General features: G+C 67.1%; 16 protein-coding genes. 7 read left to right on the forward strand and 9 right to left on the reverse strand.

Annotated elements, in window-relative coordinates; genetic code table 11:
- Positions 1–28 precede the first annotated feature (28 nt).
- Positions 29–295 carry a hypothetical protein gene (locus ACIBO8_RS14910; protein WP_396115747.1) on the reverse strand — a complete coding sequence of 89 codons (267 nt, stop codon included), beginning with the start codon at positions 293–295 and terminating at the stop codon, positions 29–31.
- A gap of 77 nt (positions 296–372) precedes the next feature.
- Here ACIBO8_RS14910 and ACIBO8_RS14915 point away from each other — a divergent pair, with 77 nt between their 5' ends.
- The 3 genes from ACIBO8_RS14915 to ACIBO8_RS14925 all read left to right on the forward strand — a co-directional run bounded on the left by ACIBO8_RS14915 (position 373) and on the right by ACIBO8_RS14925 (position 2975).
- Positions 373–1482, forward strand: coding sequence for an alpha/beta fold hydrolase (locus tag ACIBO8_RS14915; protein ID WP_396115748.1), 1110 nt, complete (start codon positions 373–375; stop codon positions 1480–1482).
- A gap of 106 nt (positions 1483–1588) precedes the next feature.
- The gene (locus ACIBO8_RS14920) at positions 1589–2383 is read left to right on the forward strand and encodes an intradiol ring-cleavage dioxygenase (RefSeq protein ID WP_396115749.1); all 795 of its coding nucleotides are present in this window, start codon (positions 1589–1591) and stop codon (positions 2381–2383) included.
- A gap of 88 nt (positions 2384–2471) precedes the next feature.
- Positions 2472–2975, forward strand: a complete 504-nt coding sequence (locus ACIBO8_RS14925) for a hypothetical protein (protein WP_396115750.1) — start codon at positions 2472–2474, stop codon at positions 2973–2975.
- 39 nt (positions 2976–3014) lie between these two features.
- Here ACIBO8_RS14925 and ACIBO8_RS14930 read toward each other — a convergent pair whose 3' ends face one another.
- The 5 genes from ACIBO8_RS14930 to ACIBO8_RS14950 all read right to left on the reverse strand — a co-directional run bounded on the left by ACIBO8_RS14930 (position 3015) and on the right by ACIBO8_RS14950 (position 9323).
- Complete coding sequence (locus ACIBO8_RS14930; RefSeq protein WP_396115751.1) at positions 3015–3626, reverse strand: class I SAM-dependent methyltransferase; 612 nt, start codon at positions 3624–3626, stop codon at positions 3015–3017.
- Between the two features lie 1018 nt (positions 3627–4644).
- Positions 4645–4998, reverse strand: coding sequence for a TetR/AcrR family transcriptional regulator C-terminal domain-containing protein (locus tag ACIBO8_RS14935; protein ID WP_396116388.1), 354 nt, complete (start codon positions 4996–4998; stop codon positions 4645–4647).
- A 435-nt stretch (positions 4999–5433) separates the two neighbouring features.
- Positions 5434–6381 carry a hypothetical protein gene (locus tag ACIBO8_RS14940; protein WP_396115752.1) on the reverse strand — a complete coding sequence of 316 codons (948 nt, stop codon included), beginning with the start codon at positions 6379–6381 and terminating at the stop codon, positions 5434–5436.
- Positions 6382–7266: 885 nt separating this feature from the next.
- Positions 7267–8289 (reverse strand): hypothetical protein, encoded by a 1023-nt coding sequence (locus ACIBO8_RS14945; RefSeq protein ID WP_396115753.1) that lies wholly within the window; start codon positions 8287–8289, stop codon positions 7267–7269.
- A complete protein-coding gene (locus ACIBO8_RS14950; RefSeq protein WP_396115754.1) occupies positions 8286–9323 on the reverse strand; it encodes a LuxR C-terminal-related transcriptional regulator in 1038 nt (345 codons plus the stop codon). The genes ACIBO8_RS14945 and ACIBO8_RS14950 overlap by 4 nt, the downstream gene beginning before the upstream one ends.
- A gap of 49 nt (positions 9324–9372) precedes the next feature.
- Here ACIBO8_RS14950 and ACIBO8_RS14955 point away from each other — a divergent pair, with 49 nt between their 5' ends.
- A complete protein-coding gene (locus tag ACIBO8_RS14955; RefSeq protein WP_396115755.1) occupies positions 9373–9510 on the forward strand; it encodes a hypothetical protein in 138 nt (45 codons plus the stop codon).
- Positions 9511–10653: 1143 nt separating this feature from the next.
- On the opposite strand, the gene ACIBO8_RS14960 is transcribed toward ACIBO8_RS14955, so the two are convergent.
- Together ACIBO8_RS14960 and ACIBO8_RS14965 are read right to left on the reverse strand one after the other, a co-directional pair.
- Positions 10654–11133: a hypothetical protein gene (locus tag ACIBO8_RS14960; protein WP_396115756.1), complete on the reverse strand. Its 480-nt coding sequence runs from the start codon at positions 11131–11133 to the stop codon at positions 10654–10656.
- Positions 11134–11821: 688 nt separating this feature from the next.
- Positions 11822–12088 (reverse strand): hypothetical protein, encoded by a 267-nt coding sequence (locus tag ACIBO8_RS14965; protein ID WP_396115757.1) that lies wholly within the window; start codon positions 12086–12088, stop codon positions 11822–11824.
- 102 nt (positions 12089–12190) lie between these two features.
- On the opposite strand from ACIBO8_RS14965, the gene ACIBO8_RS14970 reads away from it, so the two are divergent.
- The 3 genes from ACIBO8_RS14970 to ACIBO8_RS14980 all read left to right on the forward strand — a co-directional run bounded on the left by ACIBO8_RS14970 (position 12191) and on the right by ACIBO8_RS14980 (position 14551).
- On the forward strand, positions 12191–12550 hold the full coding sequence (locus tag ACIBO8_RS14970; protein WP_396115758.1) for a hypothetical protein: 360 nt from the start codon (positions 12191–12193) through the stop codon (positions 12548–12550).
- Between the two features lie 360 nt (positions 12551–12910).
- A complete protein-coding gene (locus ACIBO8_RS14975; RefSeq protein WP_396116389.1) occupies positions 12911–13741 on the forward strand; it encodes a carbon-nitrogen hydrolase family protein in 831 nt (276 codons plus the stop codon).
- A 396-nt stretch (positions 13742–14137) separates the two neighbouring features.
- Positions 14138–14551: a hypothetical protein gene (locus ACIBO8_RS14980; RefSeq protein WP_396115759.1), complete on the forward strand. Its 414-nt coding sequence runs from the start codon at positions 14138–14140 to the stop codon at positions 14549–14551.
- Positions 14552–15124: 573 nt separating this feature from the next.
- Here the strand turns inward: ACIBO8_RS14980 and ACIBO8_RS14985 are convergent.
- Entirely contained in the window at positions 15125–15976 is an 852-nt protein-coding gene (locus ACIBO8_RS14985; RefSeq protein ID WP_396115760.1) for a hypothetical protein, read from the reverse strand.
- Between the last annotated feature and the right edge of the window lie 195 nt (positions 15977–16171).

The following is a 16171-nucleotide window of genomic DNA, read 5'->3' on the forward strand; positions in this document are numbered from 1 at the left end:
GTTCCTTCCCCCTTGGAGTTCCGATGTCTCACACCACGCTCCGCCGGCTGCTGACGGCCGCCGCGCTGGCCTCCGGCCTGCCGATCGCGGCCGTCGCGCCGTCACCCGCGGTCGCAGCCCCGACCGCCTCCATCCACTGGACCACCTGTGCCCAGCCCGAGTTCTCCGCCGCGCAGTGCGGCACCGTACGTGTGCCGATCGACTGGTCCAGGCCACGCGGCGCGACCCTGACACTGTCGCTGGTGCGACGGCCCGCCGACGACCGGGCGCACCGCATCGGCACGCTGATGCTCAACGACGGCGCCCGGAGGCTCCTCCATCGAGCAGCTGCGCCTGGCCCTGCGACCGAATCTGCCCGGCACCGCCGGAGCGATGACGCAACGCTTCGACCTGGTCGCGCTTGACCCGCGCGGCGTCGGACGCAGCACGCCGATCCGCTGCCGGACCCCGCTCAGGGCACCGGGCGTCACGCGCTTTCCGGCCGACCATGCCGCCTACGACAGGCTCGTGGCGCACAACAAGGCGTTCGCCGACGACTGCCGGCGCCGCAACGGCTCCCTCGCCGACCACCTCGACCTGACCAGCACCGCCCGCGACTTCGAGGCCGTCCGCATCGCCCTGGGCGAGCACAAGCTTGATTGGTACGGGATCCACTACAGCACCCTGCTCGGGCGTACGTACGCCGCGCTGTTCCCCGGCCGGCTCCGCACCATGACCCTCGACACCGCGCTCGACGACACCGTCCCGCTGGTGTCGCGCATCGCCGACGAGGCCACCAGCGCCGAGAACGCGTTCAATCGCTTCACCGCCTGGTGCCAGGCCGCGGCCACATGCGCCCTGCACGGCCGTGACGTCGCCGCCGACTACGACGCGCTCGTGGCCCGTGCCAACGCCCATCCGATTCCCGTACCCGGCGGCGCCCAGCCGCCGGTGACCGGCGAGGACATCCAGGCGGCCACTCAGGACTACCTCAACATCGCCTTCCTCTACTGGCCGATGCTGGCCACCGCCATCACCCGCGCCGCCGCGGGCGACCCCACCGACTTCACCGCCGACCCCGACGACACCATCGACCCGGTCCAGCTCCAGGTGACCGCGTGTGCCGACAGCTCCGCCACCGCAACGTACGACCAACTGGCGGGCCTGCAGCGCATGCTCCGGCAGCTCTCCCCGCACCTGGGTGGAGCCGTACGGTCCTGGACCGCACTCACGGGCTGCCTGGGCCGGCCGGTCCACCGGGCACCGGCCACCCCGCCGGTCACCCGAGCACCCAGCACCCTGATCGTGCAGTCCACGCACCAGGCGCTGGCGCCGTACGCGGCCGGCTTCAGCCTCGCCGGTCAGCTCCCGGGCAGCGTCGTGCTCTCCCGCGACGGCGACGACTACAGCATGTTCCTGCTGTCGGGCTGCGTACGCGACCACGTCAACCGCAACCTCACCGACCGCAAGCTGGCCCCGCCCGGCACGATCTGCACCGACTGATCATCCCCCGGCGAAGGTTAACAACGTTGACGTCATCGATGTATGGCGATGGATGAGATCGCCTCGCTTGGATGGAATGCGACACATCCGACCGGAAGGGACCATCGTGGAACACGATCACGACAACGACATCTTCAACCGCGGGCTCGAGTTCGACCTGGCCACCCTGCTGCAACGCCGCCGGGTGCTGGGCCTGATCGCCGGCGTCGGCGCGGGGGTGGCCGGCCTGGCGACCGCCGCGCCGGCACTCGCCGGAACCGCGGGGGAGTCGGCCGCCGCCTGCCGCACCATCCCGACCGAGACGGCGGGCCCTTTCCCCGGCGACGGCTCCAACGGGCCCAACGTGCTGACACAGAGCGGCATCGTCCGTAGCGACCTGCGAACCAGCTTCGGCACCGGCTCCGCCACCGCGGGCGGCGTCAACCTGACGCTCAACCTCACGGTGCTCTCCGCCGGCACCTGCGCGCCGTACAGCGGAGCCGCTGTCTATCTCTGGGCCTGCGACCGCGAGGGCCGGTACTCGATGTACTCTCCGGGTGTCACCCAGGAGAACTATTGCCGGGGCGTGCAGGCGGCCAACTCCAGCGGCCAACTGACGTTCACGACCATCTTCCCGGGTTGCTACACGGGTCGCTGGCCGCACTGTCACTTCGAGGTGTACCCGAGCATCGCCAGAGCCACCACGGCGAGCGGCAAGCTCAAGACCTCGCAGCTCGCCTTCCCCGCCGACGTGTGCCGCACGGTGTACGCCACGGACGGCTACCAGGCCAGCGTGAACAACCTCGCGCGCGTCTCACTGTCCACGGACAGTGTCTTCCGGGACGGCTACAGCCAGCAGATGGTCACCATTTCCGGCAGCCCCCGCTCCGGGTACGTCGCCAACCTGACAGTCACCGTATGACCATCCTTGGCACGTTTCCGTGATCTCCGAGAGGAGCCCAGCCGCCATGCTGACTGGCATCCGCGCACCACCTCTCAAGGAGTAGTCCGTGAACACCCGTACGCCGCTGGTCCTCGCCGCAGCCCTGGCCGCTTTCGCCGTCACCGGTTGCTCGAGCACCGACGCCACCACCGCCGCGCCCGCGAGCTCTGCCGCGCCCGCGAGCTCTGCCGCGCCCGCCAGCTCTGCCGCGCCCGCCACCTCTGCGGCGCCGGCCGCCTCCGCGACCTCCGGGAAGCCCAGCGGCTCCGGGGCGCCCGGCGCCTCGGCCAAGCCGGCGGCCGGCAAGGCCTGCCCGGTGTCGGAGGCGACGCTGCTACGGGCCTTCCGCGAGAGCGACGTCGCGAAGGACCTGGCCCCGACCAAAACCCTGACCGGCATCACCTGCTACCAGGGCTGGGCGCTCGGTCTGACCCACCCGGACAAGGTGGACAACGCCGAGGTGGTGTTCGAATACACGGGCGGAGCCTGGCACGCGGTCAACGGCGGCACCGCCGAATACTGCGACGGCATCGTCCCCGAGGCCATCCGCCCGCACCTCAAGCACTGCTGAGCCAAGACGCCGCCGCGGCCTCCGACCGCGGCGGCGCCCTCAGTCCTGCTCGCGCAAAACCGCCGCGACCGCGGCGTGGGGCCGGTGGGTGCCGTCGCTGGGCCGGCGCTCGCGCTCGACCTCCGTGAAGCCGGCGCGCTTCAGCCGGTCGGAGAACTCGTCAACGGGCCAGCGGTACGCCGTCACGACCTTGTGGTCGAACGGGCCGACCTCGTCGTTGTCGAAGAAGCCGACCACGAGTGTGGCGCCCGGTGCCATCACCCGCCGGAACTCGGCGAGGGACTCATCGAGCTCCTCCGGTGGCACGTGGATCAGCGAATACCAGGCCAGGATGCCGGCGATGGAGTGGTCCTCGACCGCCAAGCTCTTCATGGACCCGAGCCGGTAGTCGCCTTGCGGGTGGGCCGCCTTCGCGTGGGCGATGAAGCCGGGGACCATGTCGATGCCTGTGGTGTCTACGCCTCGCGACCGGAGGTATTCGCTGATGTGGCCGGGGCCGCAGCCCAGATCGAGCACCTTGCCGGAGCGGACGGACAGGTGGCGGCCGATGAAGGCGAGGTCATCGGGATGGACCTGCTGGCTCGTGCCGAACAGTTCGATGTAGAGGTCGACGACAGAGGCGTACGCATCCCGGACCTGATCCACGTTCAATGAACGGTCTTCCCTTCTGCTCGTCGTGCGCCTGTTGACGCTGCGCCGACCCCAACCATGTCCTCGGTCGCGCGCACCACGACCAGCCCGATCGCGCGCTTCGAAGCCCGGAAGCCGAGCCATCTCGACCGCCCGTGAGAGACGCTCCTAATCGTCGGCCGGCACGGTGACGAACCCGTCGAGCCACCTGTCCGCATCGACCGTGTACCGGTCGATGAGGAAGCAGTCCGGTTCGTCGCGGAAGCCCGGCAACAGCCGCGCGCACTGAATCGGCTCCTCGGCCTTCTGCTCTGTCGAGTACGCGCCAAGGATTTTGAGATCGTCGCCCTCGCCTTCGTCCCAGTCGTGGGGGCCTGCCGGCGGTAAAGGGCGCGTGCCGAATGTGCCAGAGCAAGAAGATCTCCACGACGCGACCTTACGAGCAATCCGGCACGCCCCCGGACCACCGTGCCAGAATCAGTCCGTTGCAGTCTTCTAGCCGGACGTGTCACCCCAACTCCCGAGACAGGTCTGTCACGGACTTCCTGAGACGGTGATTTCGATGGCTCGGCAGTCGCCCCGTGGCCATGAACGTGGTTGAGCTGGGCACGCCGGTCCACACGGATCCCATGGGCAGCAAGGAGACGGGCGTAGAGCACGAAGGCAGGCACTCCTTCGAGATCACGCGCGAGTGACCGAGTGGGCGCGACGGCTCCCGTGCCGACTCTGCAGCCGGTGGGCTGATGCGACTAAGGGCGCCACTCCTCGACGTCCGACACGCTGAGATCGACGCCCATGACTGACAGTGCGCCATATTGCCAACCTGCGCTATGTGAAGCCGACAGCCCCACGCTCGGCGGCAGGGCTTACGTACCCGGGTGAGGCCAGGTTGCGGCCCTCTCCATCGCCTACGAGGAGTGGCGGAGTTGGCGTCCGGTTCTGCTGATGCACGGCCGCTGAGCGCGTGACCTACCGTGTGCCGGGTGTGAGGCTGCCCAGGATGTAGTTGAGGCCGCTGGAAAAGATGAGTTCCTGCCGGTCAGGCGCGTGTGGAAGGTGCGCGTCCCGCACGACCCGGGTGAACCGCGGGTACCGGCCGCTTTTTCGATCGCCTCGGTGTACGGCCGCATCGCTCGTCCCCATGCGTCGACGTCGAGGCCGGCCCTTTGCAGGGCCTGCTGCTCGGCCAACTCACGGGTGGTGAAGCCACGGACGAACGATGCAGGATCTCGTTGGCGACGAGCATTTCGTCGATGGTCAGCCCGCGGTCGTCCATGACGGCCAAGCCGTATTCGTGCCACGCCAGCGAGTTCGGCCCGAAGTTGGGCCGGCCTGCGGCGACGCTGGTCATCCAGGGATGCCGCAGGATGGACCTGCGGATGCGGTGGGCCAGTCCCGAACAAGTCGCTGCGCAAGTTACCGCTCGGTGCCGGAGGCGGCCCGTCCTCGCCGTCGACCCAGTCGACCATCAGGTCATACCTCTCATCTTTGCTGCTGACGTAGCCATACAGCGACGCGGAGCGCTCGCCGAAGCTCCCGGCAAGCGCCTCCCAGAACCGTGGCCGGCAGCCGCCGAGCGGCTCGCCGGTGCGGTGCGCGAGGGGCTCGCGATACTCCTCAGCGCCGGGGTCGGTCAGCGTGCCGAAGTAGCCGAAGATCACCGCGCGCATGGCCCACACACGGACGCGCCGGAGACCCCCGTGGTGCGAGGGTCTCCGGCGAGGCGGTTCCGTGCGGTGGATCAGGATCCGCGAAGGATCAGGTTGCCGTTGTCCGCGGCGCCGCTTATTTCGCTGGCGCGTTTTGCGGCGCCGCATTCCCCGCGGCTTTATCCCGCTGGCGTTTCGTTCAAGCCCAAACCACGCAGGATGTTGTCGCGGTTCGCGTTTCCGCGCAGCGCGGTCAAGGAATTCAAGCGGCCCAGCAATGTCGTGGAAGATGCGGGGCATTTCAAGTCTTGAATCGCCGACAAGGTTTTCTCAAAACGTTGGATGCGGCTTTCGAGGTCCGTTCCACTCGGAAAGTTCGCGTTCTTGAGCGCTACCTGCGCGTTCACCTGGGCTTGAGTGGGTGGGCAGCGACCGGGAACATTTACCCCGGTAGGGCCCACGCGGTCGGCCGTCGCGTTCGGATTGCCCGGGCTGAAACCCAGCGCCGGCACCAAAGCGTTAATGTTGCCGGAGCTGGCTCCGGCGTTCCCCGTCGCTCCACTCGCGGCCGCGTCACCGGATCCTGTGGCGGCGGCTTTATCTGCTGGCGTTTCGTTCAAGCCCAAACCACGCAGGATGTTGTCGCGGTTCGCGTTTCCGCGCAGCGCGGTCAAGGAATTCAAGCGGCCCAGCAAAGTCGTGGAAGATGCGGGGCATTTCAAGTCTTGAATCGCCGACAAGGTTTTCTCAAAACGCTGGATGCGGCTTTCGAGGTCCGTTCCACTCGGAAAGTTCGCGTTCTTGAGCGCTACCTGCGCGTTCACTTGGGCTTGAGTGGGCGGGCAGCGACCGGGAACATTTACCCCGGTAGGGCCCACGCGGTCGGCCGTCGCGTTCGGATTGCCCGGGCTGAAACCCAGCGCCGGCACCAAAGCGTTAATGTTACCGGAGCTGGCTCCGGCGTTGCCCTGTTCGGCGGCCTGGCTCATCCCCGTGCCGACCGCGAGAGCCGAGCCGAGCAGTGCTGCGGCGGCACCTCCAATCACCAGCTTGCGCGTCCGGCTGCTGACTCCGCGTCGATACATGCACGGCTCCACTTCGTCTCGATACTGCTTGTGCCGAGACATACGAGCAATGATGTGGCAGCAGTTCATGACGCTGAGCAAGCGTTCCTTAAAGCTTCTTTAACGCGACTCCCGGGCGTGCAGCCGCCAGCCACCTTCCGGCTGAACGAGCTGTCGGTCAAGCTGTTGGTTGAGCGCGCGGCGATACCGCCGCGCTGCGCGCCTGCGCCGATGCGGGCAATTGGCAGGCTCGCGAACCGCTGGTGAAGTTGTTGGTCGAGCGCGGCGACATTGACGCAATCCGCGCCTACGCCGATGCTGGTGAGTCTTGGGCCGCTCACCGGCTGGTCGACGTGTTAGCCGAGCGTGGTGACTTCGAGGCATTGCGCGCCCGCGCTGACGCCGGCGACTCTCACGCCGCCGGTCGACTCGCCGAGCGCGGTGACTTCGACGCACTGAGTCGACCTGTTCGCCGGCGTCGGCGGGCTCGCCTACGGCCGCCACCGTTCCACGTCGGCCGGATCAAGGTCAGCGCGTAAGCGTAGGTGTGCCGCACCGGATGGCGGTAGCGTCCGCGGTCGTAGGCTTGGTCTACGACGATCGTCGGCGACGAGCAGCGGTTCGACCTGGCCGTACTGTTGTGGCTCGCGCTGTTGTGTCTCGCGCTGGTCGAGCTGCCTCAGCGAGTCGGGCCAGGGATGGTCGCCGGTAGCGGCGGTTAGCGACCGGGCGATGTCCTGGTGCTGGCTGAGGCGCAGCGGCGAGCTTTGTGCGAGGTGGCGCAGTCCGCGCCGGTCAGGTCTGTGCTGTCGGTCGGGACCGCTCCGTTCACGTGCGCGCCGTGCAGGAGGTAGCGGCCGTCAGGCGTAATCAACGTCGGCGATGGTGCCGCCGCCGTCGGCCGGTTGCAGGTAATGCGCCCACACCAAGATGACCGGTACGGCGTGGTCACAGGTTGGTGCAGGTCGCGGGTGGCGGTAGGTGCAGGCCCTGGTCGGCGGCGCGGATGACGGCGGCGTCACGGGTGGGTGCGCCGAGTTTGGCGCGGATCTCGTCGATGGTGGTGATCAGGGTGTGGAGTGCCACCTGCTGGGTGGCGGCGATGCGCTGGTGGGGCCAGCCGGCGATGAGCATGCCGAGGATGCACAGGTCACGATGGGTCAACCCGTGCAGGTCCCCCGGCGGGGCGAGCAGCACCACGGCGCGCAGGTACGCGGCTGGTGGTTGAGGGCAGCCCAGCACGGTGACTTTGAGATAGCCTTCGGGGCCTTCCCGACCGGTGAGGAACTCCGCGAGTTGATCACCCTTCTGCAGGCAGGCGATGGCCTCGGCGACTACGGCCGACCCGCAGCGCAGCAGCGGGTGCTCGGGCAGGCCGGTCAGGGTGGCGGTGTTGCCGCCGCGGGTGAGGACCACGCCTGCGGTTGCGGCGGTCACCAGTGCGGCCAGCGCGGTCAGGGCGCGCATCGGGTCGACCGCGTGTGCGATGAGCGGGGCCAGACGGGCGAGCTGGTCGCGGACGTCGTCGCTGGGCGCGGTGCGCGTCTCGGTGGTGGCGGCGAACAGGCCGAGGTAGCGGCCGTCCGGGGTGGTCAGCGGGACGCTGACGCCCTCACCGAATCCGGCCGGCAGGAAGTAGGTGGCCCAGCCGGCGATTTCGCACGGCGGAGCGGGCAGATCCTTGATCCGCATCGGCGTGTGGGAACCGTGCATACCGAACTGTTCGAGGTCGTCCATGTACTGCGCCCCGTCCAGGTACTGCTGCACCCGGGCGTCGTAGCCGTGGCGGATCAGGGGCGGCTGGCGGTGGCGTTCCGGGTCGAGCAGGCTGATCCAGGCGGCGTCGAAGGGCATCAGCCGGTGCAGGGGTTCGAGCAGGGCCTGCGCGCGGGCGGTGAGACTGTCCGCCGCGATCGCGATCGCGGCGATCTCCGCCGCGAGTTCATGCGACGCGGTGGAAGGCGTACTCACCGGTGACCTCCGGATGCCGTCGGAGCGGTGAGGGCGGCCGGCAGGTACAGGCCCTGGCGCAGGGCCCGCACGGCGGCCACCGTCGCGGACCTGGCGTCCAGCTTGACCATGATGTGCGCGATGTGGCCCGCGACGGCACCCATACTGATGATCAGGGTGGCGGCGATGCGGGCGTGGGGCCAGCCGGCGATGAGCAAGCCGAGGATGCGCAGTTCCCGGCGGGTGAGCCCGCGCAGATCCGGTGGTGGTGACAGCAGCACCGTCGCGCGCAGGTGGCCGGGGGGCTGCGGCGGGCAGTTCATGGCGGTCACCCGGATCAGGGCCGCGCCGGCGGTGTCGTCGCGCGGAGCCAGGAACAGGGCTTGGACTCCGCTCGGATCGAGGACGGTACGGGCGGCCTCCACGACCGAGGAGCCGGGGGCCAGCAGCGGATCACCGGGCAGGCCGGGTAGGGCCACGGTGTTGCCGGCGCGGGTCAGCACCACCCCGGCGACGGCGCCGGTCACGATGTCGGCCACCGCCCTGATGGAGCGCAGCGGATCAACTGCGTGCGCGATCAGCGGAGCCAAGGTGGCGAACTCATCGCGCACGGCGTCGCTGGGCGCGGTACACGCCGCGGTGTTGCAGCAGAACAGGCCGAGGTAGCGCCCGTCGGAAGTGGTCAACGGCACCGAGATGCCCTCACCGAATCCTGCCGGGCGCAGGTAATCGGCCCAACCAACGACCTCGGACGGCGGCACGGGCAGATCCTTGAGCCGCATCGGTGGACGGTGGCGGTGCATGCCCACCAGTTCGATATCGTCCATCAGCTGCGGCCCGTCCAGGTACTGCTGCACCCGGGCGTCGTAGCCTTCGCGGACGAGCGGCGGCAGAATGCGGCGTTCCGGGTCGAGCAGGCTGATCCACGCCGCGTCGTAGGGCACCAGGCGGCGCAGCGGTTCCAGCAGTGCATGCGCCCGCTGGCCGACACTGCCCGGCATCACGGCAATCTGCGCCACGGCGACCACCGCCGGCCCGCCTGCGGGCGTCTCCATGTCACGCTCCCGCCGTCGACGACATCGCACCGCCCCCACTCTTTCCATCATGGCCATCGATGACACATGCGGATACGCGACACGGATGTGCCGCCTCGCCGACGCACAGCCGAACACCGCCAGGCCGCGGCAGACGACCGCGACCAAGCCCGCGAACACGCACGACATCACCGAGCTCGGCCGCTGACATCGACTTGTCCGCGACCACCGACATCAACCTGTCGCAACCCGGTCGGCGTCGGCAGGTCCCCGCGGGCGGGAACTCGCCAACTATCAGTCGCAGTCACATCGCGCCGGTACGGCGTGAGCCGGCGCGACGTCTACCTGCTACCTACGAACACGGATGGCAGGTCATGGGATGTTACGGAAGATGCTCGATGCCTTGCCGCCAGAGCTGTCCGACTGGGCGATGATGCCACCGCCCCAGCGGGGATAACGCTCGCGCGTCGCTGTCGGCGTGAGGAGTGCTGGAGGAGGGCGTCCTCTCGGATGTGGCCCTCGCCCACGGGCACGGGTCTACCGTGGTGATGGGCCAACCGCCATCCTCGCGATGCGATATGGAAGCGCGACAGATTACCTGTGCCATCGTGATACCGCGATCTTGCCACCACTCTGCCCGCACCGGCACGACCACCTCGGCCTCGTCGCCATGGTCACGAACACCCAACGTCGACCAGCTGAGTTGTCCGGAGGCGGATCAGTGCGGCACTGCTGCAAGAGATCCGCGCACTCGTCCTCGGCCAGAGCTCGGGACAGTGCGATCGTCTCGTCTGGGGTCGAGCTGATCCAGGTACACGTCAGCAGCTTCTTCCGCGGCGGCCGGCGGATGGCCTTGTGCTGCGGTGCAAACCAGGAACCGGGCAGTCTTGTTGTCTTGTTTCTTAGGTCAGTCCCAGTAGTTGAAGAGCAGCTCGCCGATGGTGTGCGGTTGCCAGTAGGCGACCTGCTTGTGCTCGCCGGCTCCCAAGGCGGTGAGGTCGGCGGTTGCGATGGGCGCGTCCAGCTGCTGCTTGGTCAGGATTTGAACGTCGCAGACCTCGGATAGCGGCGGCGAGGTCTGGCCGGTCGGTGAAGGTGATTCTGAGGTCGGCGGACGACCTGGGCTCGGCGAACGCGAAGGCTGCGGTGGTGGTGTGCCCGAGGACCTGTGTGCGGAGCGCGCGCTGCGTGATCTCGGCAGTGTGGAAGTTGGGGGTCACATCGGCCGGAATGATTTGGCTGACAGTGCCTCCGACGGCGCGGGCGGCGTGATGGCAGACCGTGGTGAACGCGGAAAGGCCGGTGTCGGTGTCGGGCGCAACGTCGAAGCCGGTGGCACCGGCTGGCAGCTTCATCGGGGTGGCCTCGACATCGGTTCGGCGGGTGGAGTGAGGATATCCGGGCGCTGCCGGGGCGGTTCGGGTTTGCGGGCTTTGAACCGGGCGATGGGCCGGGTGGTGGTGCGGGCGACCTCGGCGAGCAGTTCGGTGCCGTGGTGGATGCGGAAGGTGGCGTCGGCTTCCTCGACGGTGACGATCCGGCCGGCGTGACCGATGCCGACGTGGATGCGCTGCTTCGGGATCATGAGGGTGCCGCGGCTGCTGACTCGGCGCTCGACGCGCAGCGCCTCGGCTTGGGATGCGGGTGGTGGTCCGGCGGGTCGGGTGCCGCGGATGCGGGCGACCTCTTGCGGGGTGAGCGGGTGGGGCAGGCCGCGCAGCGGGGTGCGGTCGGCGTCAAGGACGTGCAGGATGCCCTCGTGGATACGGGCGGTGATCCGCCGGCCGGCGAGGTGGTAATCGATGCAGACGGCGCGGCGGGGCCGAGCCACAACTGTTGGCCGCAGACGGCCAGGTTGCCCGACGGCGGAACGGTGCGGGTCAGCTCGAGGGCCTGACGGCGCCGTGGACGGCAGCGATTGAGGCCCCGACGGCGGCTCAGCCCCAGGTCACCGGTCGCGGAGCTCGATCGCCTTCCCGGGGAGAGCACCGGGCAGACGTGCGTCGACTCTCGTCAAGATCTTCTCCCCGATTTCTCCCAGCGGTCCGTCTCAACGAGAAATGGGCTCCGCTCGTGATGAGCGAAACCCATTCTGACCTGCTGTTTGTGTGGTGGGCGATACTGGGATCGAACCAGTGACCTCTTCCGTGTCAACTAGGTCAAGGTCATCCGCCTACGTCGGCGTATGGCTCGCCCTGGCCGCGGGGTTGGTCTTCATTGGTCTAGGGGAGTGCTGGCGGCGGTACTTTGCAAGATCGTCTCCAAGAATTCTCCAGAGCGATGGGGTCGCCTACCTGAGCGGGCATCCCGTCGCGCAGGCACCGCCCGGCCGGGCCGCGCCTGCCTGGTCCAGGTGGAGCACCCTACTGTCTGACCGACCTGGACCAGGCAGGCGCGGTCTGGCTGCCTTCTGGTGTGCGGTGGGTTCCCGCTCGGGTCGGACATCCCAGAGCCGCCCGGGTCCAGGGCGGGCAGCCCTGGCCGCCGGAGGTCACTTCCGGGTCGTAGGGCCGGAGGCCCTACCCGCCGGAGGCGTCTTCGATAAGGTTATGCGCTCTAACCAGGGCGTCCACTGCCTCTTCGTCGAGGTAGCCAGCGCTCTCTCCCCGCAACTCCAGCCAGACCTGGTCTCTCATGAACACCCGCAGCCACAATGCCTTTTCGGCCAAACGCGACGACGTGACGACACAGTATTCGTACAGCGAAACCCGTCCCTCGCGGACATCTTGACGCGTCGGCCGCGGGTTGAATCGCTCGGGCATCTTTTGTGTGGCTTCCCGTCGCACGCGAGCAACTATTCGGGCTTCTTTGTCAGCGTCCCACAGTGCCGTCGCCCACAATCGCGCCAGGAAGGTGACCTGGGGACTCCAGGATACAGTGGGCGAACCGTGGCCTCGAAGCTCATCCACTACCTTGGGCCGATTCGGCTTACTAACGTCGGTGTCGTCGCCGAGAAAGGCATCCAGCTCAGCAAGCCAGGAATCGGCTTCCGCGATCATGTCAAGGAGAACCGGGTAAGCGGCTTCTATTCGTCGTTGGTTGCGCTCTTCGACACGTGCCTGTCGCGCTTCATCGGCCTGTCTCCGGGCTATCTCCCTCGCAGTTTGAACTTGCCTGCGCCCGCCCAGGTAGGTGGCGGTTATACCCGCGAGGCCAACGACTGCGGTACCAAGGGGAGCAACCCATTCCCACGCCACACCCCTATGATGATGCGTGCGCGCAACGGCCCGTGGGCGGTTGCGCGCTAACCGATCGCATCGGGCGCACTGGCGGCCGCCCTCGGACGGGAACCACAGTAACCGTCCGGGGGAACTGCCGTGTTCGCTGGAGCTTGCGCATCAGCGCGGTCGGGGTCGACGCCGGGAGCGCAGCGGCAAGGCGTCGATCCCCGAGCCGCGCCTTGAAGACGTATAGAAAGTTCTCACCGCCAGTTCGGCTGTTCAAATGTCCTCCGCAGGGTGATGTGCGACAGCTGTCCGCCAGGTGACCTGCGACAGGAGAGCGCGGATCGCGGCAGATCCGGGCACCGCGCATGCGTGCGTCAAACCGCTGGCCGGTCCCCCGGGAGGCACGGACGTTCGACGGTCGTTCAGGATTGCCGGGTGCAGATGTCGATCGTGGTCGCTCAGGTCCCAGCCGTATGGAACGTGGATGCCAATCTGATCACTGTGCGGGAGGTTCTCAGGGAAACGCGCTCGGGTGACGTGGTTGTCCTGCCGGAAGGAATGCTGTCCGGCTACGGCGAGGATCTGGCGCCGCTGGCCTCGGTGGAGCCGGCCGCAGTGCGCCACGCCGTGGCGCAGGTAGCTCAGCTTGCCGAGCAGAAGCAGGTGCAGATCTTGTGCGGATCACTGCTGCCGTGGGAGGACGGGTGGTGCAACGCCGGCCTGTTCTTCCCGGCCAGCGGCGACTACCAGGTCTACCGGAAGATCAACCTCGCGATGAACGAACGCGGTCGACTACGGCCCGGCGATCACTTGCCGACCATCGACATCGCGCAGCCATACGGCAAGGTCACCGTCGGCGTGCAGCTCTGTCGCGAGATCCGTTTCCCGGAACACTGGCTGTACCTGGCTTCGGCGGGAGCCCAGGTGTTCGTCTACCTGACCAATGCCGCCAATACCCGAGAAGTCAATGGAGTCTGGCGTAGCCACCTGATCAGCCGGGCAGCCGAGAACCAGCGCTTCCTCGCCTCCGCCAACATCGCCCATCCTGACCAGCACTGTCCCAGCATGGTGGTGTCTCCACGAGGCGAAGTGCTCGGAGAACTTCGTCCCGGGCAGGCTGACCTGCTACGGCACACCATCAACCTGGACGAGGTCGCAGGCTGGTACCTCGGTCAGCGCCGCCAGGACGTGCTCTCCCTGGCATACCGGGGAAGCGATCTATCCGAGACCGACGTGGCGCGTACAGCCTTGGGCCCCGACCACATGCACTGATCTCGGCCAGATCCGGACGTCGGCCGCCACCGGAAGCCCGCAGGCTTCTAGACCTGGCGCGCGTCAGCTGGCGGATCTGCGTCGCACATCAGTTGTCGGGTAACAGTTTGCCTAGTCCCACCTGATGCTTGACGGGGCCGTCCCAGGTGATCCTTGACGGTCGAGCCTATGTGATCTTGGAGGCAGCGGCATGATGGCTACCTCGACGGACGGTGCGGTCTACCGCCCTCCGCCGATCCGGGGATGTACAGATTCGTCGGTTGCAAGACTGGCGACATGGATCAGTCAAGACGGGGGGTCCAGTAGATGGGGAGTCTGAGACGTGGAGCCTTCGTTCTCCTGGCAACCGGCTTAACGCTGTTGAGCGCCGGCTGCGGCGGTACACCACGGCGGACCATGACGAATTCGGAAGCGGTCGAGCACATCGAGGGCTACCTGAAGGGAGCTGTCGATGCGGCTCCGGCATCCATGCACATGGTGCGCACAAAGGAGGAGCCTGACGGCGGCGGCGGATGCTCCAAGAGCCGCTTCTACGATGACTTCACCGGACAGGTACAAGCCTACGTGGCCTACGAATCATCGAAGGTGACACCCGACGTCGCGTCGCAGTATCTAGACACCGTGGCTCGGGTGTGGGAACAGCAATACGGGCCAGTAGACAGGTCGAAGGGGCATCTCGGAGTCCGGATCGATGACGGAAAGTTCACGCTCTACGGCAACTCTTGGCCCGGAGCTAGCACAGTAACCATCAGCGGGACTTCCGAATGCATTTGGATCGACGGCACGCCGGGACCAGATGACAACCCGTAGATCGGTTGCGAAGCTAGACCTTGATCATGTCAATCATCAGGTGGGACGCGAGTGTCCAGCATCAGCCGTGACGGGACATGTCGGGTCACAGTTCGGCTGTTCAAAGTTTCTGTACGTCTTCAAGGCGGCCCGCTTCGCAGGCCGCACGCGCCGCCCAGCAGGGCCGGGCTGGAGGCCCGCCGCTCGGGGACCCCGCGCCCGGCCGCTTCGCTGGGCGCACCCCGGCGGTTCCAGCCCAGCGGGCAGGCGCGACACACAAAGAAGCCCCGGGCCGGCGAAGTAGCCGGCAGATCCGGGGTTTACAAGTCCGCGGTGACATGAGGCCTCCGGCGGGGACTCTGACCTCTGGGATAGGTGCTGCCATCCCGGCAACCTTCGTCCAGGCGAAGCCGAGCAGACAGGGCCTGCCTGGTCAAGGTCGGTCAGACGTAGGGTGCTCCACCTTGACCAGGCAGGCCCTGTCTGCCCCACGGTGTGTGGACGAAGGCCGACGGGATGACACGAGCTGTGATTTTGGGGGCGCAGCGGAGCAGTTCTGAAGTCTCCCCTACTGAGACACGTGCGACTCGGTGTTCACGACAGACGCAGCGAAGCGACATTGGATTGTCGGCCACGGTCGTCGTCCCATGAGACGGTACAACGTGCTTCTCCTGCCATCCCCATGTGAGCCAGCAGGGGAAATTTAAGCTCGCCATTAGGCGCCAATGCCTCGATCTGTGGCTCTCCGGCAGGGGCATCTGAGTGGACCGTCCAGTCACCTCCAGAATCTGAGGACCGAGCCTTCTCTAGTTCAAAATAAACGTTGCGCGCGGGCGCTGATCCAGTGTTATGAAGAACCAGATACCAGTTCCTGGAGACCTGAAGACCTCGCTGGGTGCTACGAGTCCGCTCCTCTGAGGCGACCCTCGGCCAAACCTCAGCGACGCGCTCGGGTGCGGTTGTGGCGGTTTGCAACATGCCGGCCGTTCGGCCTTGGTCGCGCGAAATTGCCGCCACCAGCATAGTGTCCACATGTTGGCTGAGTTGGGTATCATCAGCGTAATCAAGGACGAGTGAGTTCCGACTAATTTCGCCGAGGTAATCATCGAGCCGTTTAGCTTGAGTGTGGTCGATCGTGCTCGGGTCCACGATACGGCGCGACCGCAGAATTCCCACGTTTTTCCCGCTACTACTGAGGCGCTCGATCTCCTCGGCGGTACCCGACTCGGCCGTCGCGGTAGGCGTCCCAAGCCTATTCGCGAATAGTGCAAGGCAGATGTCGCACCCATCCACGAGCTGATCGTTCAGGAGCGCTTGAGGTGGTCTTCCAAACTCGGCTGCCGCATGCGTTCCCCAAGAGATCGGTATGACAACGGCTCCAAATTGCTCACCGTAGATGCCGTTCCAGCGGTTGATCGCCTTTTGGATCGTTGCCAAATCGGCCACGGGGACGTCCCCGTGGCAGGATATGAGAAGTCTTCGCACAACGGCGCTGTAGGTCCACGACGTCCTCCGGAAATTTGCGATGTACGGTACGCCATCCCGCCCGTCCTTGATTGTCGTCCGGGGCGTCCTGGGGGCGTCGGGGCGTCCACGGGGCGTCCGACGATCACCAACGTTCACCGACACTGCCAAGTGTTG

It is taken from the genome of Actinoplanes sp. NPDC049681, assembly GCF_044465265.1.
GTDB lineage: Bacteria > Actinomycetota > Actinomycetes > Mycobacteriales > Micromonosporaceae > Actinoplanes.

What these genes read in the sequence shown, in the direction of transcription:
- ACIBO8_RS14915 (WP_396115748.1), top strand. Translation starts at nt 373, where the DNA reads ATGACGCAACGCTTCGACCTGGTCGCGCTTGACCCGCGCGGCGTCGGA.
- ACIBO8_RS14975 (WP_396116389.1), top strand. Translation starts at nt 12,911, where the DNA reads ATGTCGATCGTGGTCGCTCAGGTCCCAGCCGTATGGAACGTGGATGCC.
- ACIBO8_RS14950 (WP_396115754.1), bottom strand. Translation starts at nt 9,323, where the DNA reads ATGGAGACGCCCGCAGGCGGGCCGGCGGTGGTCGCCGTGGCGCAGATT.
- ACIBO8_RS14955 (WP_396115755.1), top strand. Translation starts at nt 9,373, where the DNA reads ATGGCCATCGATGACACATGCGGATACGCGACACGGATGTGCCGCCTC.
- ACIBO8_RS14940 (WP_396115752.1), bottom strand. Translation starts at nt 6,381, where the DNA reads ATGTCTCGGCACAAGCAGTATCGAGACGAAGTGGAGCCGTGCATGTAT.
- ACIBO8_RS14980 (WP_396115759.1), top strand. Translation starts at nt 14,138, where the DNA reads ATGACGAATTCGGAAGCGGTCGAGCACATCGAGGGCTACCTGAAGGGA.